This is a genomic window from Variovorax sp. GW823-FHT04F07 (assembly GCF_058795995.1).
The window spans coordinates 962,532-983,081 of sequence record NZ_JBXAIG010000001.1; the positions used below are offsets into that span (position 1 = coordinate 962,532).

Below are 20,550 nucleotides of genomic sequence, written 5' to 3' on the forward strand. Positions count from 1 at the left end.
AATGCATTTTGAATGCAAAACTGAGCACACAAGGAGAGCCCATGCTGCAACTCGACATCCACCCCACCGGCCGTCACTTCCTCCAGATTCCCGGCCCCAGCCCGGTCCCCGACCGCATCCTGCGGGCCATGAGCCTGCCCACCATCGACCATCGCGGGCCCGAGTTCGGCACGCTGGGCCTGAAGGTGCTCGGCGGTATCAAGGAGATCTTCAAGACGAAGCACCCGGTCGCCATCTACCCCGCGTCGGGCACCGGTGCATGGGAAGCCGCGCTCGCCAACACGCTCAGTCCCGGCGACCACGTGCTCATGTACGAGACCGGCCACTTCGCCTCGCTGTGGCAGAAGATGGCCACGCGCCTGGGCCTGTCGACCGAGTTCCTGGCCTACACCGGCACCGACGCCCACCTGCCGAACGCCCCCAGCTGGCGCCGCGGCGTGCAGGCCGAGCTCATCGAGGCGCGCCTGCGCAAGGACACCGAGAAGAAGATCAAGGCTGTGTGCGTGGTGCACAACGAGACCTCGACCGGCGTCACCTCCGACATCGCCTCGGTGCGCAAGGCCATCGACGCGGCGGGCCACCCTGCGCTGCTCATGGTCGACAGCATCTCGGGCCTGGCCAGCGCCGACTACCGCCATGACGAATGGGGTGTCGACGTCTGCGTGAGCGGCTCGCAGAAGGGCCTGATGCTGCCGCCCGGCATCAGCTTCAACGCCCTCTCGCCCCGTGCACTCGAAGTCTCGAAGCACGCCAAGCTGCCCAAGGCCTTCTGGGCCTGGGACGAGATCGTCGAGATGAACAAGGACGGCTACTGGCCCTACACGCCCAACACCAACCTGCTGTACGGCCTCTCGGAATCGCTGGACATGATCCTTGGCGAAGGCCTGGACAACGTGTTCGCGCGCCACCAGCGCTGGGCCGCCGGCGTGCGCGCCGCGGTCAACACCTGGGGCCTGCCGATCCAGTGCGCCGACCCGTCCGTGTACTCGCCCGTGCTCACCGGCGTGATCACGCCCGAGGGCGTCGATGCCGACGCCGTGCGCCGCCTCATCCACCAGCGCTTCGACCTGTCATTGGGCACCGGCCTGGGCAAGCTCAAGGGCCGCATGTTCCGCATGGGCCACCTGGGCGACAGCAACGACCTCACGCTCGTGGCCATGGTCGCGGGTGTCGAGATGGGCATGAAGCTCAGCGGCATCAAGCTGGCGGGCAGCGGCGTGCAGGCGGCGATGGACTACTTCGCGAGCCACCAGGCTGCACCGGTCGGCCTGCAAAAAGCAGCCTGAACCCGGCGCACGCCAACCCACACGGGCCGCAGCGCATCGCTCGAACGATGCGGCGGTCCACCACCCTGCCGGGCCCGCGCAAGCGGCTCCCGGCACGCATCGGATTCCCCAACCGACGGAGACAAAGAAGATGCAAAGACGTTCCCTGATCCAGGCCGCCGCCGGCGCGGCCGCCACGCTGGGCGTGCCCCGGCTGTTCGCGCAGGAGTGGCCCACGGGCCCCGTGCGCATCGTGGTGGGCTTTCCACCCGGCGGCGGCACCGACGCGCTCGCGCGCGTGGTCGCGCAGAAGCTCACGACGATGTGGGGCCAGCAGGTCATCGTCGAGAACAAGGCCGGCGTCGCCGGCGTGCTCGCGGCCGACTACGTGGCGCAGCAGCCCAGCGACGGCAGCACCCTGCTCATGGCCCACATCAACAGCCACGCGCTCGCCCCCAGCCTGCAGCCCAAGCTGCGCTACAACGTGGAGCGCGACTTCGTGCCGATCGTGCTCGTGGGCGTCACGCCCAACCTGCTCATCGCCAACCCAGGCCAGAAGGCCCTCAGCGTGAAAGACATCGTCGCCGCCTGCAAGGCTGCCCCCGGCACCGTGAGCTTCGGCTCCGCCGGCGCGGGCTCGGCCCAGCATCTGGCGCTGGAGATGTTCAAGCTGCAGGGCGGCGTCGATGCGCTGCACGTGCCGTACAAGGGCAGCGGCCCGCTGCTGGCCGACCTGATGGGCGGGCAAATTCAATACAGCTTCGAGACCATGACTGCCGCCACGCCGCACGTGAAGAACGGCCGCGTGCTGGCTGTGGCGCAGACGCGCACCAAGCGCGCCAAGGGCCATCCGAACGTGCCGACGATGCAGGAGCAAGGCTTCGCAGGTTTCGAAGCGACCACCTGGTACGGCCTGGCCGGCCCCGGCAAGCTGCCCCCGGCCATCGCGCAGAAAGTGAACCGCGACGTCAACACCGTGCTCGCGATGCCCGATGTGCAGGAACGGCTCGACACCTACGGCGCGGAAGACGGCGGCGGTTCGCAGGACAAGTTCAAGCAGTTCATCAGCACCGAGATCGCCAAGTGGGCGAAGGTCGTCAAGGACGGCAAGGTGCAGGTCGAGACTTGACGGGTGTTTTAGCGCTCTTGTTCAGGGCGACGCTCACGCCGACGGGGCACCTTGCTCCGCGAATGTCCCCCGGGCTTCGCCCTCCTCCTTGATTTCGCTGCGCAAGGCACCCCATCGGCGTGAGCGAGTTCAGAGCGGTCGTTGATCGGCCGCACACCAACAGCGCGTCCATGTGCCCAGGACACCGGGTGCTTCCCGCGAAATCAAGGAGGAGGCCGCAGGCCGGGGGACATTCGCGGAGGGAAGTACCCGGTGGCCTGGGCACGCGCCCTGAACAAACGAACCCAAGAGAAACTGAGAAGATCCCAAAAATGACGCCTGACCAAAAAGCCCTCACCGAAGCCCTCATCGCCGCACGCCAGGCCAACCGCACGCTCGACGCCACGCCCTGGACTGACGCCCTGCCAGACGCAACGCAAGCCTACGAAGTGCAAGACGCCGTAGCCGCAGCCCTCGGCTGGTTCAACGGCGTCCCGAAGACCTGGAAGTCCGGCGGCGGCTCCCGCAGCGCCACCCTCACGCATGCCCCGCTGCCCCCACATGGCGTGCGCCAGAGCCCCGCCAACTTCAGCGACCTCACCTTCCACACCCCCGGCATCGAAGCCGAGATTGCGTTGCGACTCGGCCAGGACGTCACACCCGCCCAAGCCGCCGCACTCGACCACGACAACTCGGCAGCCCTCATCGACGCCATGGCCGTCTCCGTGGAAATCGTCGATGCGCGTTGGCAAGACCTGGCCGCCACACCCGCCCTGTTGCGCTTGGCCGATTCGCAAGTCCACGGCGCACTCGTGCTCGGCGAGTGGCAACCGTACACCGCCGTCGACTGGGCCTCGCAGCGTTGCGAAACGAAGATCGGCGACGCAGAAACGGTCGTGCGCGAAGGCACGCATCCGCTGGCCGACCCGGCCTGGCTGCTGCCGATCTGGCTGCGCCACCTCACGCGCCACGGCCAGACCGTGCCCGCCGGTACCGTCGTCACCACCGGCTCGTGGGTCGGCGTGCTGCCCTGCCGCCGCGGCGATCAGGTGACGGCCGAATTCCCCGGCATCGGCGCCGTGCGCTTGAGCGTGTAACGCCCGCCGCCCACGCCCGAACACGCCACCAGGAAGTCGAGCACCGCCCGCACCCGCGCGGGCAGCGTGCCGGCCTTGCCGATGTACACCGCGTGGATCGGCTCGATCTCGCCCGGGTTGAACTCCTCGAGCAGCGGCACCAGCCGGCCGGCATCGATGTCGTGCTGGATGTGATACAGCGACAAGCGCGCCACGCCCGCACCCGCAATCGCCAGCTGCCGCAGCGTCTCGCCGTCGCCTGCGCGCACCGGCCCCGCCACCGACAGCATCACCATGCGGCCATCGACACGCAACGGCCAGTCGGGCGTGTTGCGCCGGTAGCTCCAGCCCAGCCGGTTGTGCGCCTCCAGCTCCTGCGGCGTGCGCGGCGTGCCGTACGTCGCCAGGTAGTCCGGCGCGGCCACGATGGCCTGGCTCGTTTCGCCCAGGCGCCGCGCCACCAGGTCGGACGACGGCAACTGGCCCCAACGGATCGCGATGTCGGCGCGCTCGTCCATCAGGTCGACGATGCGGTCGGTCAGCGCAATGTCGAGCGTGATCTGCGGATGCATCTCGAGCAGGCGCGGCACCAGCGGCACCAGCTTGTGGTGCCCGAAGGACACGCTGGCGTTGATGCTCACCCGCCCGCGCGGCGCCGCACCGGCCGCGGCGCAACGCTCCGCCTCGTCCATGTCGGCCAGCACGCGCGTGCTGCGCTCATAAAAATGCAGCCCCTCGGGCGTGAGCTGCAGCTTGCGCGTGGAACGGTGCACCAGCTGGATGCCCAGGCGCAGCTCGAGCCGCGCCACCAGCTTGCTGACGGCCGAGGGCGTCATGTCCAGCAGCCGCGCCGCCGCCGAGAAACCGCCCGCCTCCACCACCTGCACGAAGGCCTCCATTTCGCCGGAGCGGTTGACGTCGATGCGCGGCATGGCCTTCCTTTGCTGTGACTTGAATTCACAAGTGCATGTACTGGCGGCATTCTAGTCATCGAGGCCGATCGTCCGCACAGTACAGGCATCATGCCCATCGCTCTCCTTGCCCTCACCGCCGGTGCCTTCGGAATAGGCACCACCGAATTCGTCATCATGGGCCTGCTCATGCAGGTGTCGACGGACCTTCACGTCTCCATCACGGCCGCCGGCCTGCTGATCTCGGGCTACGCGCTCGGTGTCGCGGTCGGCGCGCCCGTGCTCACCATCGCCACCCGCAAGCTGCCGCGCAAGACCGTGCTGCTCGCGCTGATGGCGATCTTCACGCTCGGCAACCTCGCCTGTGCGCTCGCGCCCAACTACGAAATGCTGATGGCCGCGCGCGTCATCACCTCGCTGGCGCACGGCACCTTCTTCGGCGTCGGCTCGGTGGTCGCCACCGGCCTCGTGGCGCCCGAGCGCCGCGCCTCGGCCATCGCGATCATGTTCACCGGCCTCACCGCCGCCACGCTGCTGGGCGTGCCGGCCGGCGCATGGCTGGGCCTGCAACTGGGCTGGCGCTCGACCTTCTGGGCGGTGACCCTGATCGGCGTGCTGGCCTTCGTGGTGCTCGCGGCCTTCGTGCCCCGCATGAAGGGCGAAGCCAAGCCGGCACCGCTGCGCGAAGAGCTGGCCGTGCTCGCCCGCCCGCAGGTGCTGCTGGGCCTGGCGATGACGGTGCTCGGCTTTGCCGGCGTGTTCGTGGTCTACACCTACATCCAGCCGCTGCTGACGCAGGTCACCGGCCTGTCGGAATCGGCCGTGTCGCCGGTCCTGTTGGTGTTCGGCGGCGGCCTGGCCGTCGGCAACATCCTGGGCGGCAAGCTGGCCGACCGCGCGCCGATGGCCGCCGTGCTCGGCACGCTGGTGGCGCTGGCCGTGGTGCTCGGTGCGATGCAGTTCACCATCGGCACGCCGTTCACCGCCGTGGTGTTCGTCGGCCTGCTCGGCGTGGCCTCGTTCGCCACCGTGGCGCCGATGCAGCTGCGCGTGCTCGAGAAGGCCTCGGGCGCGGGCCAGAACCTCGCCTCGAGCCTGAACATCGCGGCCTTCAACCTCGGCAACGCGCTGGGTGCCTGGGTCGGCGGCGTGACCATCGACCACGGCCCGGGGCTGCGTGCGCTGGGCTGGGTGGCCGCACTGCTCACGCTCGTGGGCCTGGCGATCGCGCTGTGGAGCCGCGCGCTCGACCGCCGCGCCCAGAAGACCGGTCAGCTGCCGGCCGACGGCGCCTCGGCACGGGCCTGATCCTGCACTCCAAGGCGGCGCGCGAAGAACGAAAGGATCTCGTCGCGCGCCGCAATCGTCGGCTGGCCGGCCTCGTCGATCAGGTGCGCCGTCACCACGCTGTGCGGGCTCGCCACCACCTGAGAGAAGAACGACGGCAGGTCGCGCGTGTTGGCCGCGCTGTCGGGCAGCACGCGGGCCACGAAGCGATCGCCCAATGCGTCCGCATACGCCGCGAAACGCTGGGCCCGGCAGAAGCGGTCGCCCTCGAAGCGGTAGGCCATCACGGTCAGGTCCTCGCGCTCCAGGCGCTGGCGCACCTGGGCGATCTCTTCCGTCGAGATCTCGATGCCGCCGGGGTTGTCCAGCGGCAGCGACGGCTGCGACAGCACGGGCGCCAGCACGGCGGGCTCCAGCATCATGGTGAGCGCGAAGTTGCCGGTGAAGCACATGCCGATGGCGCCCACGCCCGGCCCACCGCACTCCGCATGCGCCAGCCGCGCGAGCGCGCGCAGCCACTGCGTCACCGGACTCGAGGCGTTGCCCGCGAAGGCGCGGAACTCGGCGCTCACGCAGGCGCGCTGGAACACGGCCTTGCCCTCCTCCGCATCCGGCACCGCGCCGTCGCGCCCGAACATCGACGGCATGTAGACCGTGAAGCCGGCGTCTCGCACCCAGCGGGCGAAACGCGCCACGTGTGGGCTGATGCCGGGCATCTCGGTCATCACGATCACGGCCGGGCCGGTGCCGGCCACGTAGACCGCCTTGGTGGCACCGTCGAGCGTGATCTCGCGGCGGGTGAAGTCGTCGAGCGGGTCAGTCATGGCAAGGCCTCCCGGATGTACGGGTGAGCACAGTGAGGAACGAGGGCAAGGATGTGGGACACGAAAGCACTTTCGGTGTTGCGACGATGCCCATTGCACCCCAGCACGCACTAGACTGCCAGTGTCCATTCAGACGCCTATCGGGCGTTTTCTGCCATGCACGATTTCACCGTTCTCGTTCTTCCGGGCAGCTTCGCCACCAGCACCGCCGTCACGCTCGACGTGCTGGCGGCCGCCGCCACGCTCGCACCGCGCCACCAGATGCCCCGCCCCACCTGGCGCGTGGTGTCGCCCGATGGCGGCAGCGTGCCGCTGAGCAACGGCCTGCGGATCGACACCCTCGCCATGCCCCGCCGCGCGCGCGCCGACGGCTCGACATGGATCGTGCCCGGCCTCGGCGTCGACAAACCGGCCGACCTCGCACTGCGCCTGACCGACGACCACGCCCGCGCCGCCATCGATGCGGTGCGGCGCCATGCCGCACGCGGCGGCGCGGTCGCGGCCTCGTGCTCAGCCGTGTTCCTGCTGCAGGCGGCCGGCCTGCTGGCGCAGCGCCGCGTCACCACCTCGTGGTGGCTGGCGCCCGAGCTGCGTCGGCTCGAACCGGCCTGCCATGTCGATGCCGACCGCATGGTCTGCGCCGACGGGCCGGTGAGCACGGCGGGCGCGGCCTTTGCGCAGTCGGACCTCATGCTGCACCTGCTGCGCACGCGCTTCGGCCCCGCGCTGGCCGAGGCCGTGAGCAAGGTGCTGCTGATCGACGGCCGCCAGGCGCAGGCCCCGTTCGTCGTGCCCTCGATGCTGTCCAACGGCAACGAGCTGGTCGCGCGCCTCACGCGGCGCATCGAGGCCGCGCTGCCCACGCCGCCGAGCGTGGCCGCGCTGGCCGAAGAGTTCGCCATGTCGCAGCGCACGCTGGCCCGCCGCGTGCGTGCCGCCACCGGGCTGGGGGCGCTGGCGCTGGTGCAGAGCGTGCGGCTGAACCGCGCGCGCCTGCTCATCGAGAGCAGCCGCATGACCATCGAGCAGGTCGCGGCGCAGGTCGGCTACGAGGACGCCACGGCGCTGCGGCGACTGATGCGCAAGTCGGCCGGTGCGCCGCCGAGCCGGTTTCGGTCGGCGCTGCAGTCGGCGTGAGGCGCTTGTCGCAGAATGCGCCGCACCATGAACCGTCCGCCTGTCACCCTTCGCCCCGCCACCGCAGCCGACGCGCACACGCTCGCCGCGCTGGCGATTCAGGTCTGGCTCGACACCTACGCCACCGACGGCGTGAACGACGTGCTCGGGCGCTACGTGCTGTCGACCTTCACGCCGGCAGCGTTCGCTGCGTGGTCGGAATCGCCTCAGGTTGCGCTGCGCGTGGCCCAGGTCGGCGACCAGCTCGTGGGCTATGCGCTGCTGCAGTTCGGTGCCGCGCAGCCGCTGGTGCCGGGCTGCGACACCGAGCTGCGCACGCTCTACGTGCAGTCACCGTTCCAGCGCAGCGGTGTCGGGTCGATGCTGCTGCGCGAAGCCCGCGACGCCGCCCACGCACGCACGGGCAGCGACGGCCTGTGGCTCGCGGTGTACGCGAAGAACCCGCGCGCCGTCGCGTTCTACGAAAAGCAAGGCTTGGTCGCGATGGGGCTCACGCAGTTTATGCTCGGCGGAAAGCCGCACGGCAACCACGTGATGGCCACGCCGCCCCGTTGAGCGCGCAGCTGATCAACCCAGCGGCAGCTCGATGCACGCCGCCAGCGGCACCTCCGTGACGCGCTCGCTGCTCGCCACGACCACCGCCCGCCCCGGCTGCGCAACGCGCCGTTCGATGGCCCGCCACAGGCCGTGGATCGAACGCGCATCGAGCGCGCCCACCGGGTCGTCGAGCAGCACCACGGGCCGTCCCGATGCGAGTGCGGCGGCCAGCCCGACCTTGCGGCGTGAACCGGTCGACAGCATGAACATCTGCTTTTCCAGGTGCGGCGTGAGCGAGAACGCGTCGACGAGGCGCTGCCACTCGGCCTTGTCGAACCCCGCATCGCCCTCGCCCAGCAAGGCCGTGCAGGCCTGCACGCTGAGCGCGTCGAAGGCTTCCGACGCCGGCTCGCAGAAGAAGACCTGGCGCCGGTAGGCCGTGGGCTCGGCGTCGAGCGCCACGCCGGCCGCGCGCAGTTGCCCGGCCGACGCGGGCTGCTGCCCCGCCAGCACGCGCAGCAAGGTCGACTTGCCGCTGCCGGTGTCGCCGTACAGCAGCGTGACGCCCTCGCCGATGGCGGCGGACCAACCATCGGCCAACGCCGGCTGGTCGGGGTACGCGAAGCGCAGGTTCTGGATCTGCAGAAGGGAAGAAGTCGAGGAAGTTCGCATGAGAAGGGGGAACGAAACGGCGATGAACGCGATTGTGTCGCTGCCGTGATTCAGACCCTGCCGGCGTCCAGCGGCGACAGCCCTTTCACCCACTCGAACACCGCCGCCACGTTCGGATCGTCGCGCCGCGCCTGCGGGCACACGAGGTAGAACGGCGACCCTTGCAACACCGGCCCGAAGGGCTGCACCAGGTTGCCCGCGCGCAGTTCGTCCGCGATGAGCGCCAAGCCCATCAGCGCCACGCCCTGCCCCTGCAGCGCGGCCGAGACGGTGTGGGTCTCGTCGGAGAACACGGGGCCGGCCGTCACGTCCAGGCCGGGCACCTGCGCCACGTGCTGCCATGCGGCCCAGGTGCCGGGCTGGGTCTTGCTGTTCGGCACCGCGAAATGCAGCAACGTGTGCTTCACGAGGTCGGCCGGGCGGCGCAGCTTGAGCGCGGGGCTGCAGGCCGGCGCGAAGACGGTGTCGAACAGCTTCTCGGCCACGAGGCCCGGCCACTGGCCCTTGCCGTAGCGGATGGCGACGTCGGCCGTGAGGCCGTCCAGCGGCACGGCGTCGTGCGAGGCGTGGATGCGCAGGTCGAGCCGCGGGTGCGCCGCGCGCAGCGCCCCCACGCGCGGCAGCAGCCAGCGCGCGGCCACGGCAGGCGTGGTCGACAGCGTGATCGCGCTGCGCTCGGGCGGCGCCCGCAGGCGCGCCACGGCCTGCGCCATGGCTGCGAACGAATCGCTCAGCACCGCCTGCAGCTCGCGGCCCTGCGGCGTCAGCACGAGCTGGCGCGGCTGGCGCACGAACAGCGCCACGCCCAGCGACTCTTCGAGCTGGCGCACCTGGTGGCTGATGGCCGTGGGCGTGACCGACAGCTCGTTCGCCGCGAGCTTGGCGCTGCAATGGCGCGCGGCGGCCTCGAAGGCGCGCAGCGAGGCCAGCGGAGGCAGGGAATGCAGGAGGGCCATGGCGTGCTGATAGATGAATTGAGTTTTCTGAAGCGAGAAAAATTCGTCGTTTGTCCGGCCACGGATGCTTCGATAGATTGGGAACTGTGTCAAGCAGACAGCTGAATTCCCTTCATCCAACCGAGGACCACGCCATGACCACCACCACCCTGCTCCACATCGATGCCAGCCCCCGTTCCGGCCGTTCGGGCGCCGTCGTCCACGGCTCGCATTCGCGCCGCCTGAGCCACCACTTCGTCAGCACCTGGCAGGCGGCCCGCCCGCAGGACGAGGTGATCTACCGCGACTTCGGCATCGCGCCGCCGCAGGCGGTCACCGGCGACTGGATCCACAGCGCCTACACGCCCGCCGAAGCGCGCGAACCCTGGATGCACGAGGTGCTGGCCGAGAGCGACACCTTCATTGCCGAGCTGCGCCGCGCCGACGTGATCGTGATGGGCACGCCCATGTACAACTACAGCGCTCCGGCCACCGTGAAGGCGTGGATCGACAACATCGTGCGCGTCGGCGAGACCTTCGACATGGACCCGAGCCTGGACGACCCCTACGTGCCGCTGCTGGCCGAGCGCCCGCGCCGCACCGTGCTGCTCACCGCGCACGGCAGCAGCGGCTTCGGGCCCGGCGGCATGCAGGCGCATCTGAATTTCCTGGTGCCGGGGATGAAGGCCGCGTTGGGCCTGGTCGGGCTGCGCGAGGTGCACGACATCGCGGTCGAGCACGCGGAAGACCGGGGCGACCTGCTGGAGCGTTCGATGGCCGAGGCGCTGTCGGGCATCGAGCAATTGGTGCGCGACCTGCAGACGAAGGTGCAGGCCGGCTGAAGGCGGCCCGCGAGGGGCCGCCTCAGGAAGGGATCAGGCGGAACGCAGCTGCTCGCGCAGCTTTTGCCCGATCTCGGGGCGCTCGAGGAACGGATCGGCCGGGTTGGTGATCGACACGATGTTCTCCATGCGGCTCTTTACGTTGCCCAGCGCCTTGGGGTGGCTGAACACGTAGAACTGGTTGTCGCTGATGGCCTCGAACACCTTGTGCGCCACCTCGGCGGCCGTGATCTTGCCGCTGCTCACCGCCTTGTTGCTCATGGCCTGGCCGATGAGCTGGCTCTTGGTGAGCTCGGTGTCCTTCGGTGCGTTCGGACGGTTGCGCTCGCTGCTCGTGATGCCGGTGGGCACGAAGTACGGGCACAGCAGGCTGGCGCCGATCTGGTCGGTGACCAGGTTCAGGTCCTGGTACATGGTTTCGGTCAGGCTCACGACGGCGGCCTTGGCCGCGTTGTAGATGCCCATGTTGGGCGGCGTGAGCAGGCCGGCCATGCTGGCGGTGTTGGTGATGTGGCCGCGGTAGCTCGGGTCCTTGGCGGCGGCCTCGAGCATCATCGGCGTGAACAGGCGCACGCCGTGGATCACGCCCCACAGGTCAACGCCCAGCACCCATTCCCAGTCGGCGACGGTGTTTTCCCACACCAGGCCGCCGGCGCCCACGCCGGCGTTGTTGAACACGAAGTGCGGCGCGCCGAAGCGCTCCTTGACGGCGGCGGCCAGCGCTTCCATCTGGGCCGCGTCGGACACGTCGACCTTGCGCGCCAGCACCTGGACGCCCAGGGCTTCCATTTCTGCCTTGGCCTTGTCGAGTGCGTCCTGCTGCACGTCGACCAGCACGAGGTTCATGCCGCGGGCGGCGCCGATGCGCGCGCATTCGAGGCCGAAGCCCGAGCCTGCGCCGGTGAGTACGGCGGTCTTGCCCTTGAAGTCCTGGATCATTTGCCGGTGTCCTTGTCTCTGACGTTGAAGCGGAAGCCGCTATTGAAATACGGAACGCGCGCCGGCGCAGTCACGAAGGTGCCCCGACCCGCGCCCGCACCGGGCGTTTTCAGGCCTCTGCTTTCTTCAACACATACCCGATGCGCGGAAAGTGCACATGCACCGTGCCCGTGCGCTCGCCGCTGCGCTCCAGCGTGTAGTGGGTGCGCGTGGCGGCCACCAGCGTGCCCGCCGTCTCCTCGAGGCCGAAGCTCTCGGCGCGAATGGTGACGGCGCTGCCCAGCGCAATGCCGTGGTCGTCCTGGAAGGTGCTGTCGGTCAGCAGCGTGTGCGGCGTGGCGGCCTTGGCGACGGCGATGGCCTCGTCGCTCGAAAACTTCGACGAGGTGCCGTGGCCGATGGCCGCCATGCGGTCCATCCAGTCGAGCACCGCGGGCGTCAGGTCGAGGATGCCCTTCACCGCCTCGATGCGGCGCGTGTACCAGAGCGGGTGGTAGGCCGAGAAGTCGGCAATGCTGGGCACTTCGCCCAGCAGGAAGGGCTTGTCGTCGAGCATGTCCGACAGGCGGCGCAGGTACGACTTGTAGGCACTGGTGGCGTCGGCCGGGCGCAGGCGCGTCATGTTGCCGGCGCTCATCTTGCCGCGGTCTTCGCCGAAGGCCTTGATGGCTTCGGGCGGGGCCTTGGCGAATACTTCGGCGGCGCCTTTGGGCTGCAGGCTCCAGGCCATCGCGGCCCAGAACAGCGAGGTGTCGGCCCACTGCGCGAGGATGCGCGACATGCCCTTCTCGGGCTGCGGGTAGAGCGTGGGCTCGGGCTGCAGGTGCTCCAGCACGTCGGCGATGAGCGCGCTGTCGCAGTACATGTCGGCGCCGATCTGCAGGAACGGCGTCTTGCGGTAGCCGCCGGTGAGCACTTCCACATCGGGCTTGGGCATGATCGGCGGAATGAAGACCGACTTCCACGGCAGCTTCTTCGCGCCGAGGATCGTGCGCACCTTTTCCGAGAACGGCGAGGTGGTGTAGTGGTGAAGGATGAGGTCGGCCATGGTGTCTTTCGTGGAGGTGTTCTTGTGGGTGGTCAGCGCGGCTGCGCCCGCTGGATGATCGAATCGAAATCGGTGCCCGCGCCCAGCGTGCCGAAGGCCTGGCCCCAGTCGCCGCCCAGGCGTGAGGCGCAGAAGGCATCGGCCACGGCGGCGGGCGCGGTCTGCACCAGCAAGGCGGCCTGCACGGCCAGCGCCACGTCCTGCGCGAGGCGGCGTGCCTCGGTCTCGGAGGCCATGGCCTCGATGCGCGCGGGCAAGGCGTCGGCCAGGCGGTCGAGGGCGACCTGCTGGCCGCGCGCGGGGGCCAGTTCGTGCGCCAGCGCGGCCACGGCGTCGCCCTTGCGCAGGCCGCGCAGCAGGTCGAGCGCCATGATGTTGCCGGCGCCCTCCCAGATGGAGTTGAGCGGCATCTCGCGGTAGATGCGCGCGAGGATGCCCTCGCCGCCCTCTTCCACGTAGCCGTTGCCGCCCAGGCACTCCATGGCCTCCTGCGCGAAGTGGCTGCCGCGCTTGCAGATCCAGAACTTGGCGACCGGCGTGAGCAGGCGCGCCATCAGGCGCTCGTGTTCGTCGCTTTGCTGGTCGAAAGCGCGGGCCAGACGAATGGCCAGTGCGGTGGCGGCTTCGCTTTCGAGCGCGAGGTCAGCCAGCACGTTCTTCATGAGCGGCTGTTCGACCAGCGGCTTGCCGAAGGCCTGGCGCTGCGCCGTGTGGTTCAGCGCGATGCCCAATGCCTGGCGCATGAGGCCGCTGGTGCCGAGCGAGCAGTCGAGCCGCGTCATCGTGCCCATCTCGAGGATCTGCGGAATGCCGCGGCCCTCCTCGCCCACCAGCCAGGCGCTGGCGCCATGGAACTCGACCTCGGAGCTGGCGTTGGCCTTGTTGCCGAGCTTGTCCTTCAGGCGCTGGATGTGGATGGCATTGCGCGAACCATCGGGCAGCACGCGCGGCAGGAAGAAGCACGACAGCCCGGCCGGCGCCTGCGCGAGGATGAGGAAGGCATCGCACATCGGCGCCGAGAAGAACCACTTGTGGCCGGTGATCGCGTAGCGCTCGCCCCAGGCGTCGCTGCCGTCGCGCACGGCCTGCGTGGTGTTGGCCCGCACGTCGGAGCCGCCCTGCTTCTCGGTCATGCCCATGCCCATGGTCACGCCGGGCTTGTCGTTCAAGGGCTTGAGCGCGGGGTCGTACCAGAGGCTGGCGAGCTTCGGGCCCCACTCGGCATGCACGCCCGCGTTGCCGCGCAAGGCGGGCGTGACGGCGTAGGTCATCGAGATCGGGCACAGGATGGACGGCTCCAGCTCGGTGAAGAGCATGAAGCCCGCCGCGCGCAGCACGTGCGGCGAAGCCGACGTGCCGGTCCACGGCGTGCCGTGCAGGCCCGCGCCGACCGCGGCGGTCATCAACGCGTGGTAGCTCGGATGGAACTCCACCTCGTCGATGCGACGGCCGAAGCGGTCGTGCGTGTGGAGTTCGGGCGTGTGGATGTTGGCCAGCCGCGCATGCGCCTGCATGGCGGCCGAGCCCAGGGTGGCGCCCAGCTCGTGCAGCTGCGTGGTCTGCAGCGTGGGCGCGTTGAACTTCAGCGCATCGCGCAGGGGGCGGTGGGTGTCGAAGAGGTTGTAGTCGACCAGCGGCGTGGGCTGGTTGAAGACCTCGTGCGTCGGGTTCATTCGCATACCTCCATGCTTCGCATTGCGGTGCACGCTTGCTTGGGGCGGCCCGGCGCGGCGCGTATGACCGGCCTCCTTGCCGTGCGTTTCAAGCCATCAAATGAGCTTCACCAGTTGCTTGCCGAAATTCTTGCCCTTGAGCAAACCCAGGAAGGCCTCAGGGGCAGCTTCGATGCCCTGTGCAATCGACTCGCGCGGCTTGAGCTTGCCCGTGCCCACCAGCGTGCCGAGTTCGGTCAGCGCCTCGGGCCACACTTCCATGTGCTCGCTGACGATGAAGCCCTCGATCTTCAGGCGGTTGATGAGGATCAGCGCCGGGTTCGCCAGCGGCAGCGGCTGGCCGTCGTAGCCCGCGATCATTCCGCACAGCGCCACGCGCGCGAAGGCGTTGGTGCGCAGCAGCACAGCGTCGAAGATGTAGCCGCCGACGTTCTCGAAGTAGCCGTCGATGCCGTTCGGGCAGGCTTCCTTGAGCGCGGTGCTCATGGTCTTCACGTCGGGGTGCTGGCGGTAGTCGATGCAGGCGTCGAAGCCGAGCTCGTCGGTCACGTACTTGCACTTGTCGGGGCCGCCCGCGATGCCGACCACGCGGCAGCCGCGCGCCTTGGCCAGCGCGCCGAAGGCGCTGCCCACGGCGCCGCTGGCGGCGGTGATGACCACGGTTTCACCGGCCTTGGGCGCGATGATCTTCACGAGGCCATACCAGGCCGTCACGCCGGGCATGCCCACGGCGCCGAGGTAGTGCGACAGCGGCACGTGCGTGGTGTCGACCTTCTTCAGCGCGCCGGGCTGCGAGGCATCGACCACGCTGTACTCCTGCCAGCCGCCGAAGCCGACGACCTTGTCGCCCACGGCGTACTTGGGGTGCTTGCTCTCGACCACTTCGCCGACCGTGCCGCCCTGGAACACCTGGCCCACGGGTTGCGGCTGCGCGTAGCTCTTCGCGTCGTTCATGCGCCCACGCATGTACGGATCGAGGCTCATGTAGTGGTGGCGCACCAGCACCTGGTTGTCGGCGAGCGCGGGCGTCTCGACAGTCACCAGCTTGAAGTTGCTGGCCGTGGCTTCGCCCTCGGGGCGGTTGTCGAGGTGGATCTGCTTGTTGGTGGGCATGAAAGTCTCCGGGGAAATGGGGTGTCAGTCGGTGGATGGCGGACGCATCGCGTTCGCGCTCGCGGGGCCGGTCGGCAGCCGGCGCTTCACGTACTTGAAGGTGCCGGTGGCATGGGCGCACACGCGCTCCTGCTCGTCGTAGATCTTGGCCTCGGTGAAGGCCAGCGTCGCGGTGCGATGCAGCAGCGTGCCGCGTGCGTGCAGCGGGCCGACCGACGGTTGCATGAAGCTGGTCTTCATCTCGATGGTGACCACGCCGGTCTCGGGCGCCACGCTGCGCGCAGCGGCCGCCATGGCGATGTCGAGCAGCGTCATGCAGGCGCCGCCGTGCGTCACGTCGAAAGTGTTCAGGTGCTCGGGCTTGGCGGTGTAGATGATCTCGGACTGGCCGTCCTCGAACTTCGTGAGCTCGAAGCCGAGGTGGCGCGCGAACGGGATCTGGCTCGTGTACGAGCGGATGTTGATGTCGCTGGACTTTTCAGGCGAATCGGACATGTCAGGCCGCACCCAGCACCACGCTCACGCCCCCATCGACCGCGACCCACTGGCCGGTGATGTGCTTGCCGGCGTCGCTCGCGTACAGCAGCGTCAGGCCCTTCAGGTCTTCGTCGTCGCCCAGGCGGCCCAGCGGTGCCGAGGCGGCCATGTGCTCTTCGCCCAGGGTCTTGATCAGGCCGGCCGCCATCTTCGTCATGAAGAAGCCCGGGCAGATCGCGTTGACGTTGATGTTGTACTTGCCCCATTCGGCGGCCAGCGTCTTCGTGAAACCGATCACCGCGGTCTTCGAGGTGTTGTAGGCCAGCGTCTGCATGCCGGGCGGGTTGCCGTTCAGGCCTGCGATCGAGGCGATGTTGATGATGCGCCCGCGCTTCTTCGGGATCATGTAGCCGTTGGCAACCTGCTGCGCGAGGATGAAGTAGCCGCGCACGTTGAGGTTCATCACCTTGTCCCAGGCCTCGACCGGGTGGCTCTCGGCGGGCGAACCCCAGCTGGCGCCGGCGTTGTTGATGAGGATGTCGACGCCGCCCATGCGCTGCAGGGTCTCGTCGGCCAGGCGGCGGGTGTCTTCTTCCTTGGAGCAGTCGGCGGCGATCCAGCGCGCGTCGATGCCGGCGGCCTGCAGCTCGGCGGCGGCCTGTTCCAGGTCGTCGGCCTTGCGCGAGCTGAGCATGATCTTCGCGCCGGCTTCGCCCAGCGCATGGGCCATCTGCAGGCCCAGGCCGCGCGAGCCGCCGGTGATGAGCGCCGTCTGACCCGTGAGGTCGAACAGCTGTTGGGTGGTGCGGGGCTTCGTCATGTCGGTGTCTCCGGTGTGGATGATGAAAGAAGAGGGTTGCGTTGGCGCTGGAGGCGGTGGCTTCGGGCCGTCAGGACGCGGTGTCGTCCGCCTCGACGGCGGCGGCCTTGCCGGCGGCCACGGCTTTTTTCAGCCGGCGCCAGTCGGCCTGGTTCACGTCGGCATAGCCTTCCGCGAAATCGGCGAGCGCCGTATTGAAGCTCCTGGAGCGCCCCAGGTAGCCGTCGATGGCCCAGGCGTCGCCGCCCTTGGCATGCGCGCGGGCCAGGCTGTAGCCGCAGGCTTCGGCGAACTCGAGCAGGTCGACCGGCTTGAAGTCCTCGAGCTTGTAGGAGGCCTTCATGTCGCGCAGCTGCCGCACGTAGAAGCCGCGCCCGCCCGGTCCCTGGGCCCAGCCCAGGAAGACGTCGCTGGCGGCCTGTGCCAGCCGCTGGCCCTGCACCACGCGCTGGCCCGGCGACGTCGTGCCCGGTGCCGCGCCCAGCGGGGCTTCGAGCACCGACTCGCCGGCCTCCTTGCACTGCAGGAACAGCGGGTGCGCGCGGTCGGCCACGAGCAGCAGCAGGAAGCAGCGCCGGCCGACCGAGCCGACGCCGGGCGTGAGCACCGCGACGTCGTGCAGCTCGTAGCGGTCGAACAGCCGCTGGCGCTCGGGCGGCAGGCTGGCGCGGTACTGCGCCAGGAAGGCCGGCAGTCCGGCGCGGAAGCGCTTGATTTCACGCGCCGTCGCGCGGGCGTCGTGGTACACGAACGGCGGCTGGTCGCGGATCATGAGGCGGCCGTCGACCGTCTCGGTCGCGCTGTCGGCGAACACGCGCGAGGTGCTGCGGCGCGCCTTCTTGATGACCGCGAGCTCGGTCGCGTCTTCGGCGCCGAGCTTCAGCAGGGTTTGCGACGTGAGCCGCGCGTACCAGGCCTCCAGCGTGTCCATGCGCGCGAAGGCCCGCATGCGGTCGCGGTAGGCCTCGGCCAGCTGCTGCACGGCCTCGCGCCCGATGCGCGGCTTGAAACCCCGGTCGCGCGCGGCCACCACGAACGAGGTGGCCAGCCGGCGCACGTCCCAGTCGAAGGGCCCTTGCAGGGTTTCGTCGAAATCGTTGATGTCGAAGACCAGCGCGCGCTCGGGGCTGGCAAAGAAGCCGAAGTTCGCGAGGTGCGCATCGCCGCACAGTTGCGTCGCGATGCCGCTGTGCGGCAGCCTGGCGAGGTCGTTCGCCATCAGGCTGGCGGCGCCGCGGTAAAACGTGAAGGGGCTGACCAGCATGCGGCCGTGGCGCACCGGCACCAGCTCGGGCACGCGGCCGCGGTTGGACGCCTTCAGCCAGCCGAGCGGATCGCGGTCGCCCGCGTCGGGCCGGGGCACCTGCGCCCACTGGCCGAGCGCACAGCGCGTGCGCTGTGCACGGCCGAACGCCCGCCGCTCGGCCGGTGAGGCCGTGGCGTCGGGCGCGTGGGGTTCAGAGCTCATAGTCCATGCACTGGCGGGCTTCGCGCACGGCGCCGATGAAGGGCTTGAGCGCCACGTGCTGCGGATGGTCCGCATAGGCCGCCAGCGCGGCGGCGTCGGTGAATTCCGAGTTGAGGATCAGGTCGTAGGTGGCCTCGAGCCCGGGCTGGGCAATGACCACCTCGAAACGGTGCGTGCCGGGCGAGAGCGTCGCGCAGGCATCGAGCAGCGCCTTGGCCTTGAGCAGGTTGGTCGCCTTGTCGGCGCCCTCGGCGTGCTCCTTGAACTTCCACATCACGATGTGCTTGAGCATGGTCGGTCCTTGCCTTGTTTCTTACTTGAGCCGCGAACGCACGTAGATGAGCACGACGCCCACCGCGGCGACCACGACGCCGGGCAAGGCCATCGACCAGCCCAGCGCGGGCTCGGTGCGGCCCGTGGCGATGCCCAGGATCACGAGGAACAGGCCGCCGTAGATCAGGATCCAGATCCACTTCTCGAGCCGCGCATGCGGCTTGGGTGGTTTCGGCGGTTGGGCGGCGGGCGGGGGTGAGTTCGGGGCGGCGTTGGCCATTGTCAGAAAGCGTCCTCGGGCAAAGCGGTACAGGTCGGGTCACGGGTTTCGACCACCTGGAGCCAGGCACCGATTTTCGGCAGCTCGTAGTGGAAGAAATAGTCCGTGGCGCCGATCTTGCCAGCTGTTACCGCCCTCGCCTTCTGCGCGTCGATTTCCAGGGCCCGCAGGGCCACGTCGAGCCAGATCCAGGCCAGCACCGTGTGGCCGAAGGCCTGCATGTAGGGCACGGCGTTGGCCAGCGCGTCGGCCGGGTCGCCGGTGGACCAGGCGGCCTCCGTGGCGCTGCCGATGCGCTGCAGCGCAGCGCCCAGCGCCTTGGCGTGCGGCGCCAGCGCCGGCACCTTGGCGGCGCGGCCGATGGTCTCGGTGACGCGGCCGGCCAGCAGCTGCAGGCCGCGGCCCTTTTCCATCAGCACCTTGCGGCCCAGCAGGTCGGCCGCCTGGATGCCGTGCGTGCCCTCGTGGATCATGTTCAGGCGGTTGTCGCGCCAGTACTGCTCCACCGGGAAATCGCGCGTGTAGCCGTAGCCGCCGTGCACCTGGATCGCCAGCGAATTGGCCTCCAGGCACCACTCGCTGGGCCAGCTCTTGGCGATGGGCGTGAGCACCTCCAGCAGCAGGCGGGCGTCGTCGGCCTGCGCGGCGTCGCCGGTCTTCTGCGTGTCGACCAGGCGGGCGCAGTACAGCTCCAGCGCCAGCGCGCCCTCGCAGTACGCCTTCTGGGCGAGCAGCATGCGGCGCACGTCGGCGTGCTCGATGATGCGCACCTGCGGCGCGGCCGAGTCCTTGGCCACGGCGGCGCCGGCGGCTTCGGGCTTCTTCACCAGCCGGCCCTGCGGGCGGCTCTTGGCGTAGTCGAGCGAGGCGTAGTAGCCGGCCATGCCGAGCATGGTGGCGGCGGTGCCGACGCCGATGCGGGCCTCGTTCATCATGTGGAACATGCAGTGCAGGCCCTTGCCGGGCGCGCCGACCAGGTAGCCCACCGCGCCGGCCTTGCCGCCGACCGGGTACTTGCCCTCGCCGAAGTTCAGCAGCGTGTTGGTGGTGCCGCGCCAGCCGAGCTTGTGGTTCAGGCCGGCCAGCGCCACGTCGTTGCGCTCGCCGGTGAGTTCGCCCTGCGTGTCCACCATGCGCTTGGGCACGATGAACAGCGAAATGCCGCGCGTGCCGGGAATGAGCTTGCCGTTCTCGTCGGGGATCTTGGCCAGCACGATGTGCACGATGTTCTCGGTCAGCTCATGGTCGCCCGCCGAGATCCACATCTTGTTGCCCGTGAGGCGGTAGCGCGGGCCCAGCGGATCGTTCTGGTAGTCGGCGCCATCGGGCACGGCGCGCGTGGCCACGTCGCTCAGCGACGAACCGGCCTGGGGTTCCGACAGGCACATGGTGCCCGCCCAGCGGCCCGAGAATTCATTCTTGGCGAACACCTCTTTCTGCTTCTCGGTGCCGTGCACCATGAGCAGGTTGGCGTTGCCGCTGGTGAGCATGTTCGAGCCGATGCTCACCGAGGCCATCGCGAAGAAGCTGTTGGCCGCCGCCTGCACCGTGTAGGGCAGCTGCATGCCGCCGATGTCGTAGTCCTGTGCGGCACTCAACATGCCGGACTCGACGAAGGCCTTGTGCGCGTCGTGCGTGGCCTGCGGCAGGATGACTTTCTCGCCGTCGAAATGCGGCTCCTGCGTGTCGACGGTGCGGTTGAACGGCGCGTACTTTTCGCGCGCGATGCGCTCGCAGGTGTCGAGCACGGCGTCGAAGGTCTCGCGCGAGTGGTCGGCAAAACGCTCGCTCTGATTGAGCTTCTCGGCGTCGAGCCAGTCGTAGAGCAGAAAGTCGAGGGTGGGACGCAGGCTCATGGTGATGTC

21 protein-coding genes are annotated in these 20,550 nt (G+C 69.3%); 7 read left to right on the forward strand and 14 right to left on the reverse strand.

The window, feature by feature from the left end:
• The first annotated feature begins 41 nt into the window (after window positions 1–41).
• From AC1RAA_RS04515 to AC1RAA_RS04525, 3 genes are all read left to right on the forward strand, one after another.
• Window positions 42–1,286, forward strand: coding sequence for a pyridoxal-phosphate-dependent aminotransferase family protein (locus AC1RAA_RS04515; protein ID WP_062471396.1), 1,245 nt, complete (start codon window positions 42–44; stop codon window positions 1,284–1,286).
• Between the two features lie 130 nt (window positions 1,287–1,416).
• Window positions 1,417–2,394 carry a Bug family tripartite tricarboxylate transporter substrate binding protein gene (locus AC1RAA_RS04520; RefSeq protein ID WP_070060655.1) on the forward strand — a complete coding sequence of 326 codons (978 nt, stop codon included), beginning with the start codon at window positions 1,417–1,419 and terminating at the stop codon, window positions 2,392–2,394.
• A 311-nt stretch (window positions 2,395–2,705) separates the two neighbouring features.
• Window positions 2,706–3,470, forward strand: coding sequence for a fumarylacetoacetate hydrolase family protein (locus AC1RAA_RS04525; protein WP_492726769.1), 765 nt, complete (start codon window positions 2,706–2,708; stop codon window positions 3,468–3,470).
• Here AC1RAA_RS04525 and AC1RAA_RS04530 read toward each other — a convergent pair.
• The gene (locus tag AC1RAA_RS04530) at window positions 3,419–4,381 is read right to left on the reverse strand and encodes a LysR family transcriptional regulator (RefSeq protein ID WP_492726772.1); all 963 of its coding nucleotides are present in this window, start codon (window positions 4,379–4,381) and stop codon (window positions 3,419–3,421) included. The two genes, AC1RAA_RS04525 and AC1RAA_RS04530, sit on opposite strands and share 52 nt — an antisense overlap.
• Before the next feature lie 90 nt (window positions 4,382–4,471).
• Between AC1RAA_RS04530 and AC1RAA_RS04535 the strand changes: the two genes are divergently transcribed.
• Window positions 4,472–5,668 carry an MFS transporter gene (locus AC1RAA_RS04535; RefSeq protein ID WP_492726774.1) on the forward strand — a complete coding sequence of 399 codons (1,197 nt, stop codon included), beginning with the start codon at window positions 4,472–4,474 and terminating at the stop codon, window positions 5,666–5,668.
• On the opposite strand, the gene AC1RAA_RS04540 is transcribed toward AC1RAA_RS04535, so the two are convergent.
• Window positions 5,632–6,471 (reverse strand): dienelactone hydrolase family protein, encoded by an 840-nt coding sequence (locus tag AC1RAA_RS04540; RefSeq protein ID WP_492726776.1) that lies wholly within the window; start codon window positions 6,469–6,471, stop codon window positions 5,632–5,634. The two genes, AC1RAA_RS04535 and AC1RAA_RS04540, sit on opposite strands and share 37 nt — an antisense overlap.
• 156 nt (window positions 6,472–6,627) lie before the next feature.
• Between AC1RAA_RS04540 and AC1RAA_RS04545 the strand changes: the two genes are divergently transcribed.
• Together AC1RAA_RS04545 and AC1RAA_RS04550 are read left to right on the forward strand one after the other, a co-directional pair.
• The gene (locus AC1RAA_RS04545; protein WP_492726778.1) at window positions 6,628–7,608 is read left to right on the forward strand and encodes a GlxA family transcriptional regulator; all 981 of its coding nucleotides are present in this window, start codon (window positions 6,628–6,630) and stop codon (window positions 7,606–7,608) included.
• A gap of 27 nt (window positions 7,609–7,635) precedes the next feature.
• Window positions 7,636–8,163 carry a GNAT family N-acetyltransferase gene (locus AC1RAA_RS04550; RefSeq protein WP_492726780.1) on the forward strand — a complete coding sequence of 176 codons (528 nt, stop codon included), beginning with the start codon at window positions 7,636–7,638 and terminating at the stop codon, window positions 8,161–8,163.
• A gap of 12 nt (window positions 8,164–8,175) precedes the next feature.
• Here the strand turns inward: AC1RAA_RS04550 and AC1RAA_RS04555 are convergent, their stop codons facing one another.
• Together AC1RAA_RS04555 and AC1RAA_RS04560 are read right to left on the reverse strand one after the other, a co-directional pair.
• Window positions 8,176–8,817, reverse strand: a complete 642-nt coding sequence (locus tag AC1RAA_RS04555) for an ABC transporter ATP-binding protein (RefSeq protein WP_492726782.1) — start codon at window positions 8,815–8,817, stop codon at window positions 8,176–8,178.
• 50 nt (window positions 8,818–8,867) lie between these two features.
• Window positions 8,868–9,773: a LysR substrate-binding domain-containing protein gene (locus tag AC1RAA_RS04560; RefSeq protein WP_492726784.1), complete on the reverse strand. Its 906-nt coding sequence runs from the start codon at window positions 9,771–9,773 to the stop codon at window positions 8,868–8,870.
• A 134-nt stretch (window positions 9,774–9,907) separates the two neighbouring features.
• On the opposite strand from AC1RAA_RS04560, the gene AC1RAA_RS04565 reads away from it, so the two are divergent.
• Window positions 9,908–10,594, forward strand: coding sequence for an FMN-dependent NADH-azoreductase (locus AC1RAA_RS04565; protein ID WP_492726786.1), 687 nt, complete (start codon window positions 9,908–9,910; stop codon window positions 10,592–10,594).
• A 33-nt stretch (window positions 10,595–10,627) separates the two neighbouring features.
• On the opposite strand, the gene AC1RAA_RS04570 is transcribed toward AC1RAA_RS04565, so the two are convergent.
• From AC1RAA_RS04570 to AC1RAA_RS04615, 10 genes are all read right to left on the reverse strand, one after another.
• Window positions 10,628–11,533 carry an SDR family oxidoreductase gene (locus AC1RAA_RS04570; protein ID WP_062471360.1) on the reverse strand — a complete coding sequence of 302 codons (906 nt, stop codon included), beginning with the start codon at window positions 11,531–11,533 and terminating at the stop codon, window positions 10,628–10,630.
• Between the two features lie 109 nt (window positions 11,534–11,642).
• Entirely contained in the window at window positions 11,643–12,581 is a 939-nt protein-coding gene (locus AC1RAA_RS04575) for a glutathione S-transferase family protein (protein WP_492726788.1), read from the reverse strand.
• 32 nt (window positions 12,582–12,613) lie between these two features.
• The gene (locus AC1RAA_RS04580) at window positions 12,614–14,254 is read right to left on the reverse strand and encodes an isovaleryl-CoA dehydrogenase (RefSeq protein WP_492726790.1); all 1,641 of its coding nucleotides are present in this window, start codon (window positions 14,252–14,254) and stop codon (window positions 12,614–12,616) included.
• Between the two features lie 96 nt (window positions 14,255–14,350).
• The gene (locus AC1RAA_RS04585) at window positions 14,351–15,367 is read right to left on the reverse strand and encodes an NADP-dependent oxidoreductase (protein ID WP_492726792.1); all 1,017 of its coding nucleotides are present in this window, start codon (window positions 15,365–15,367) and stop codon (window positions 14,351–14,353) included.
• A 24-nt stretch (window positions 15,368–15,391) separates the two neighbouring features.
• Window positions 15,392–15,862 (reverse strand): PaaI family thioesterase, encoded by a 471-nt coding sequence (locus tag AC1RAA_RS04590; RefSeq protein WP_082817985.1) that lies wholly within the window; start codon window positions 15,860–15,862, stop codon window positions 15,392–15,394.
• 1 nt (window position 15,863) lies between these two features.
• Window positions 15,864–16,664: an SDR family oxidoreductase gene (locus AC1RAA_RS04595; RefSeq protein ID WP_095745325.1), complete on the reverse strand. Its 801-nt coding sequence runs from the start codon at window positions 16,662–16,664 to the stop codon at window positions 15,864–15,866.
• A gap of 70 nt (window positions 16,665–16,734) precedes the next feature.
• Entirely contained in the window at window positions 16,735–18,132 is a 1,398-nt protein-coding gene (locus tag AC1RAA_RS04600; protein ID WP_492726794.1) for a DUF2252 domain-containing protein, read from the reverse strand.
• Complete coding sequence (locus AC1RAA_RS04605; protein ID WP_062471343.1) at window positions 18,122–18,424, reverse strand: Dabb family protein; 303 nt, start codon at window positions 18,422–18,424, stop codon at window positions 18,122–18,124. The genes AC1RAA_RS04600 and AC1RAA_RS04605 overlap by 11 nt, the downstream gene beginning before the upstream one ends.
• A gap of 21 nt (window positions 18,425–18,445) precedes the next feature.
• Window positions 18,446–18,685 (reverse strand): hypothetical protein, encoded by a 240-nt coding sequence (locus tag AC1RAA_RS04610; protein WP_492726796.1) that lies wholly within the window; start codon window positions 18,683–18,685, stop codon window positions 18,446–18,448.
• A gap of 2 nt (window positions 18,686–18,687) precedes the next feature.
• Window positions 18,688–20,541 (reverse strand): acyl-CoA dehydrogenase, encoded by a 1,854-nt coding sequence (locus tag AC1RAA_RS04615; protein WP_492726798.1) that lies wholly within the window; start codon window positions 20,539–20,541, stop codon window positions 18,688–18,690.
• Window positions 20,542–20,550: the final 9 nt, after the last annotated feature.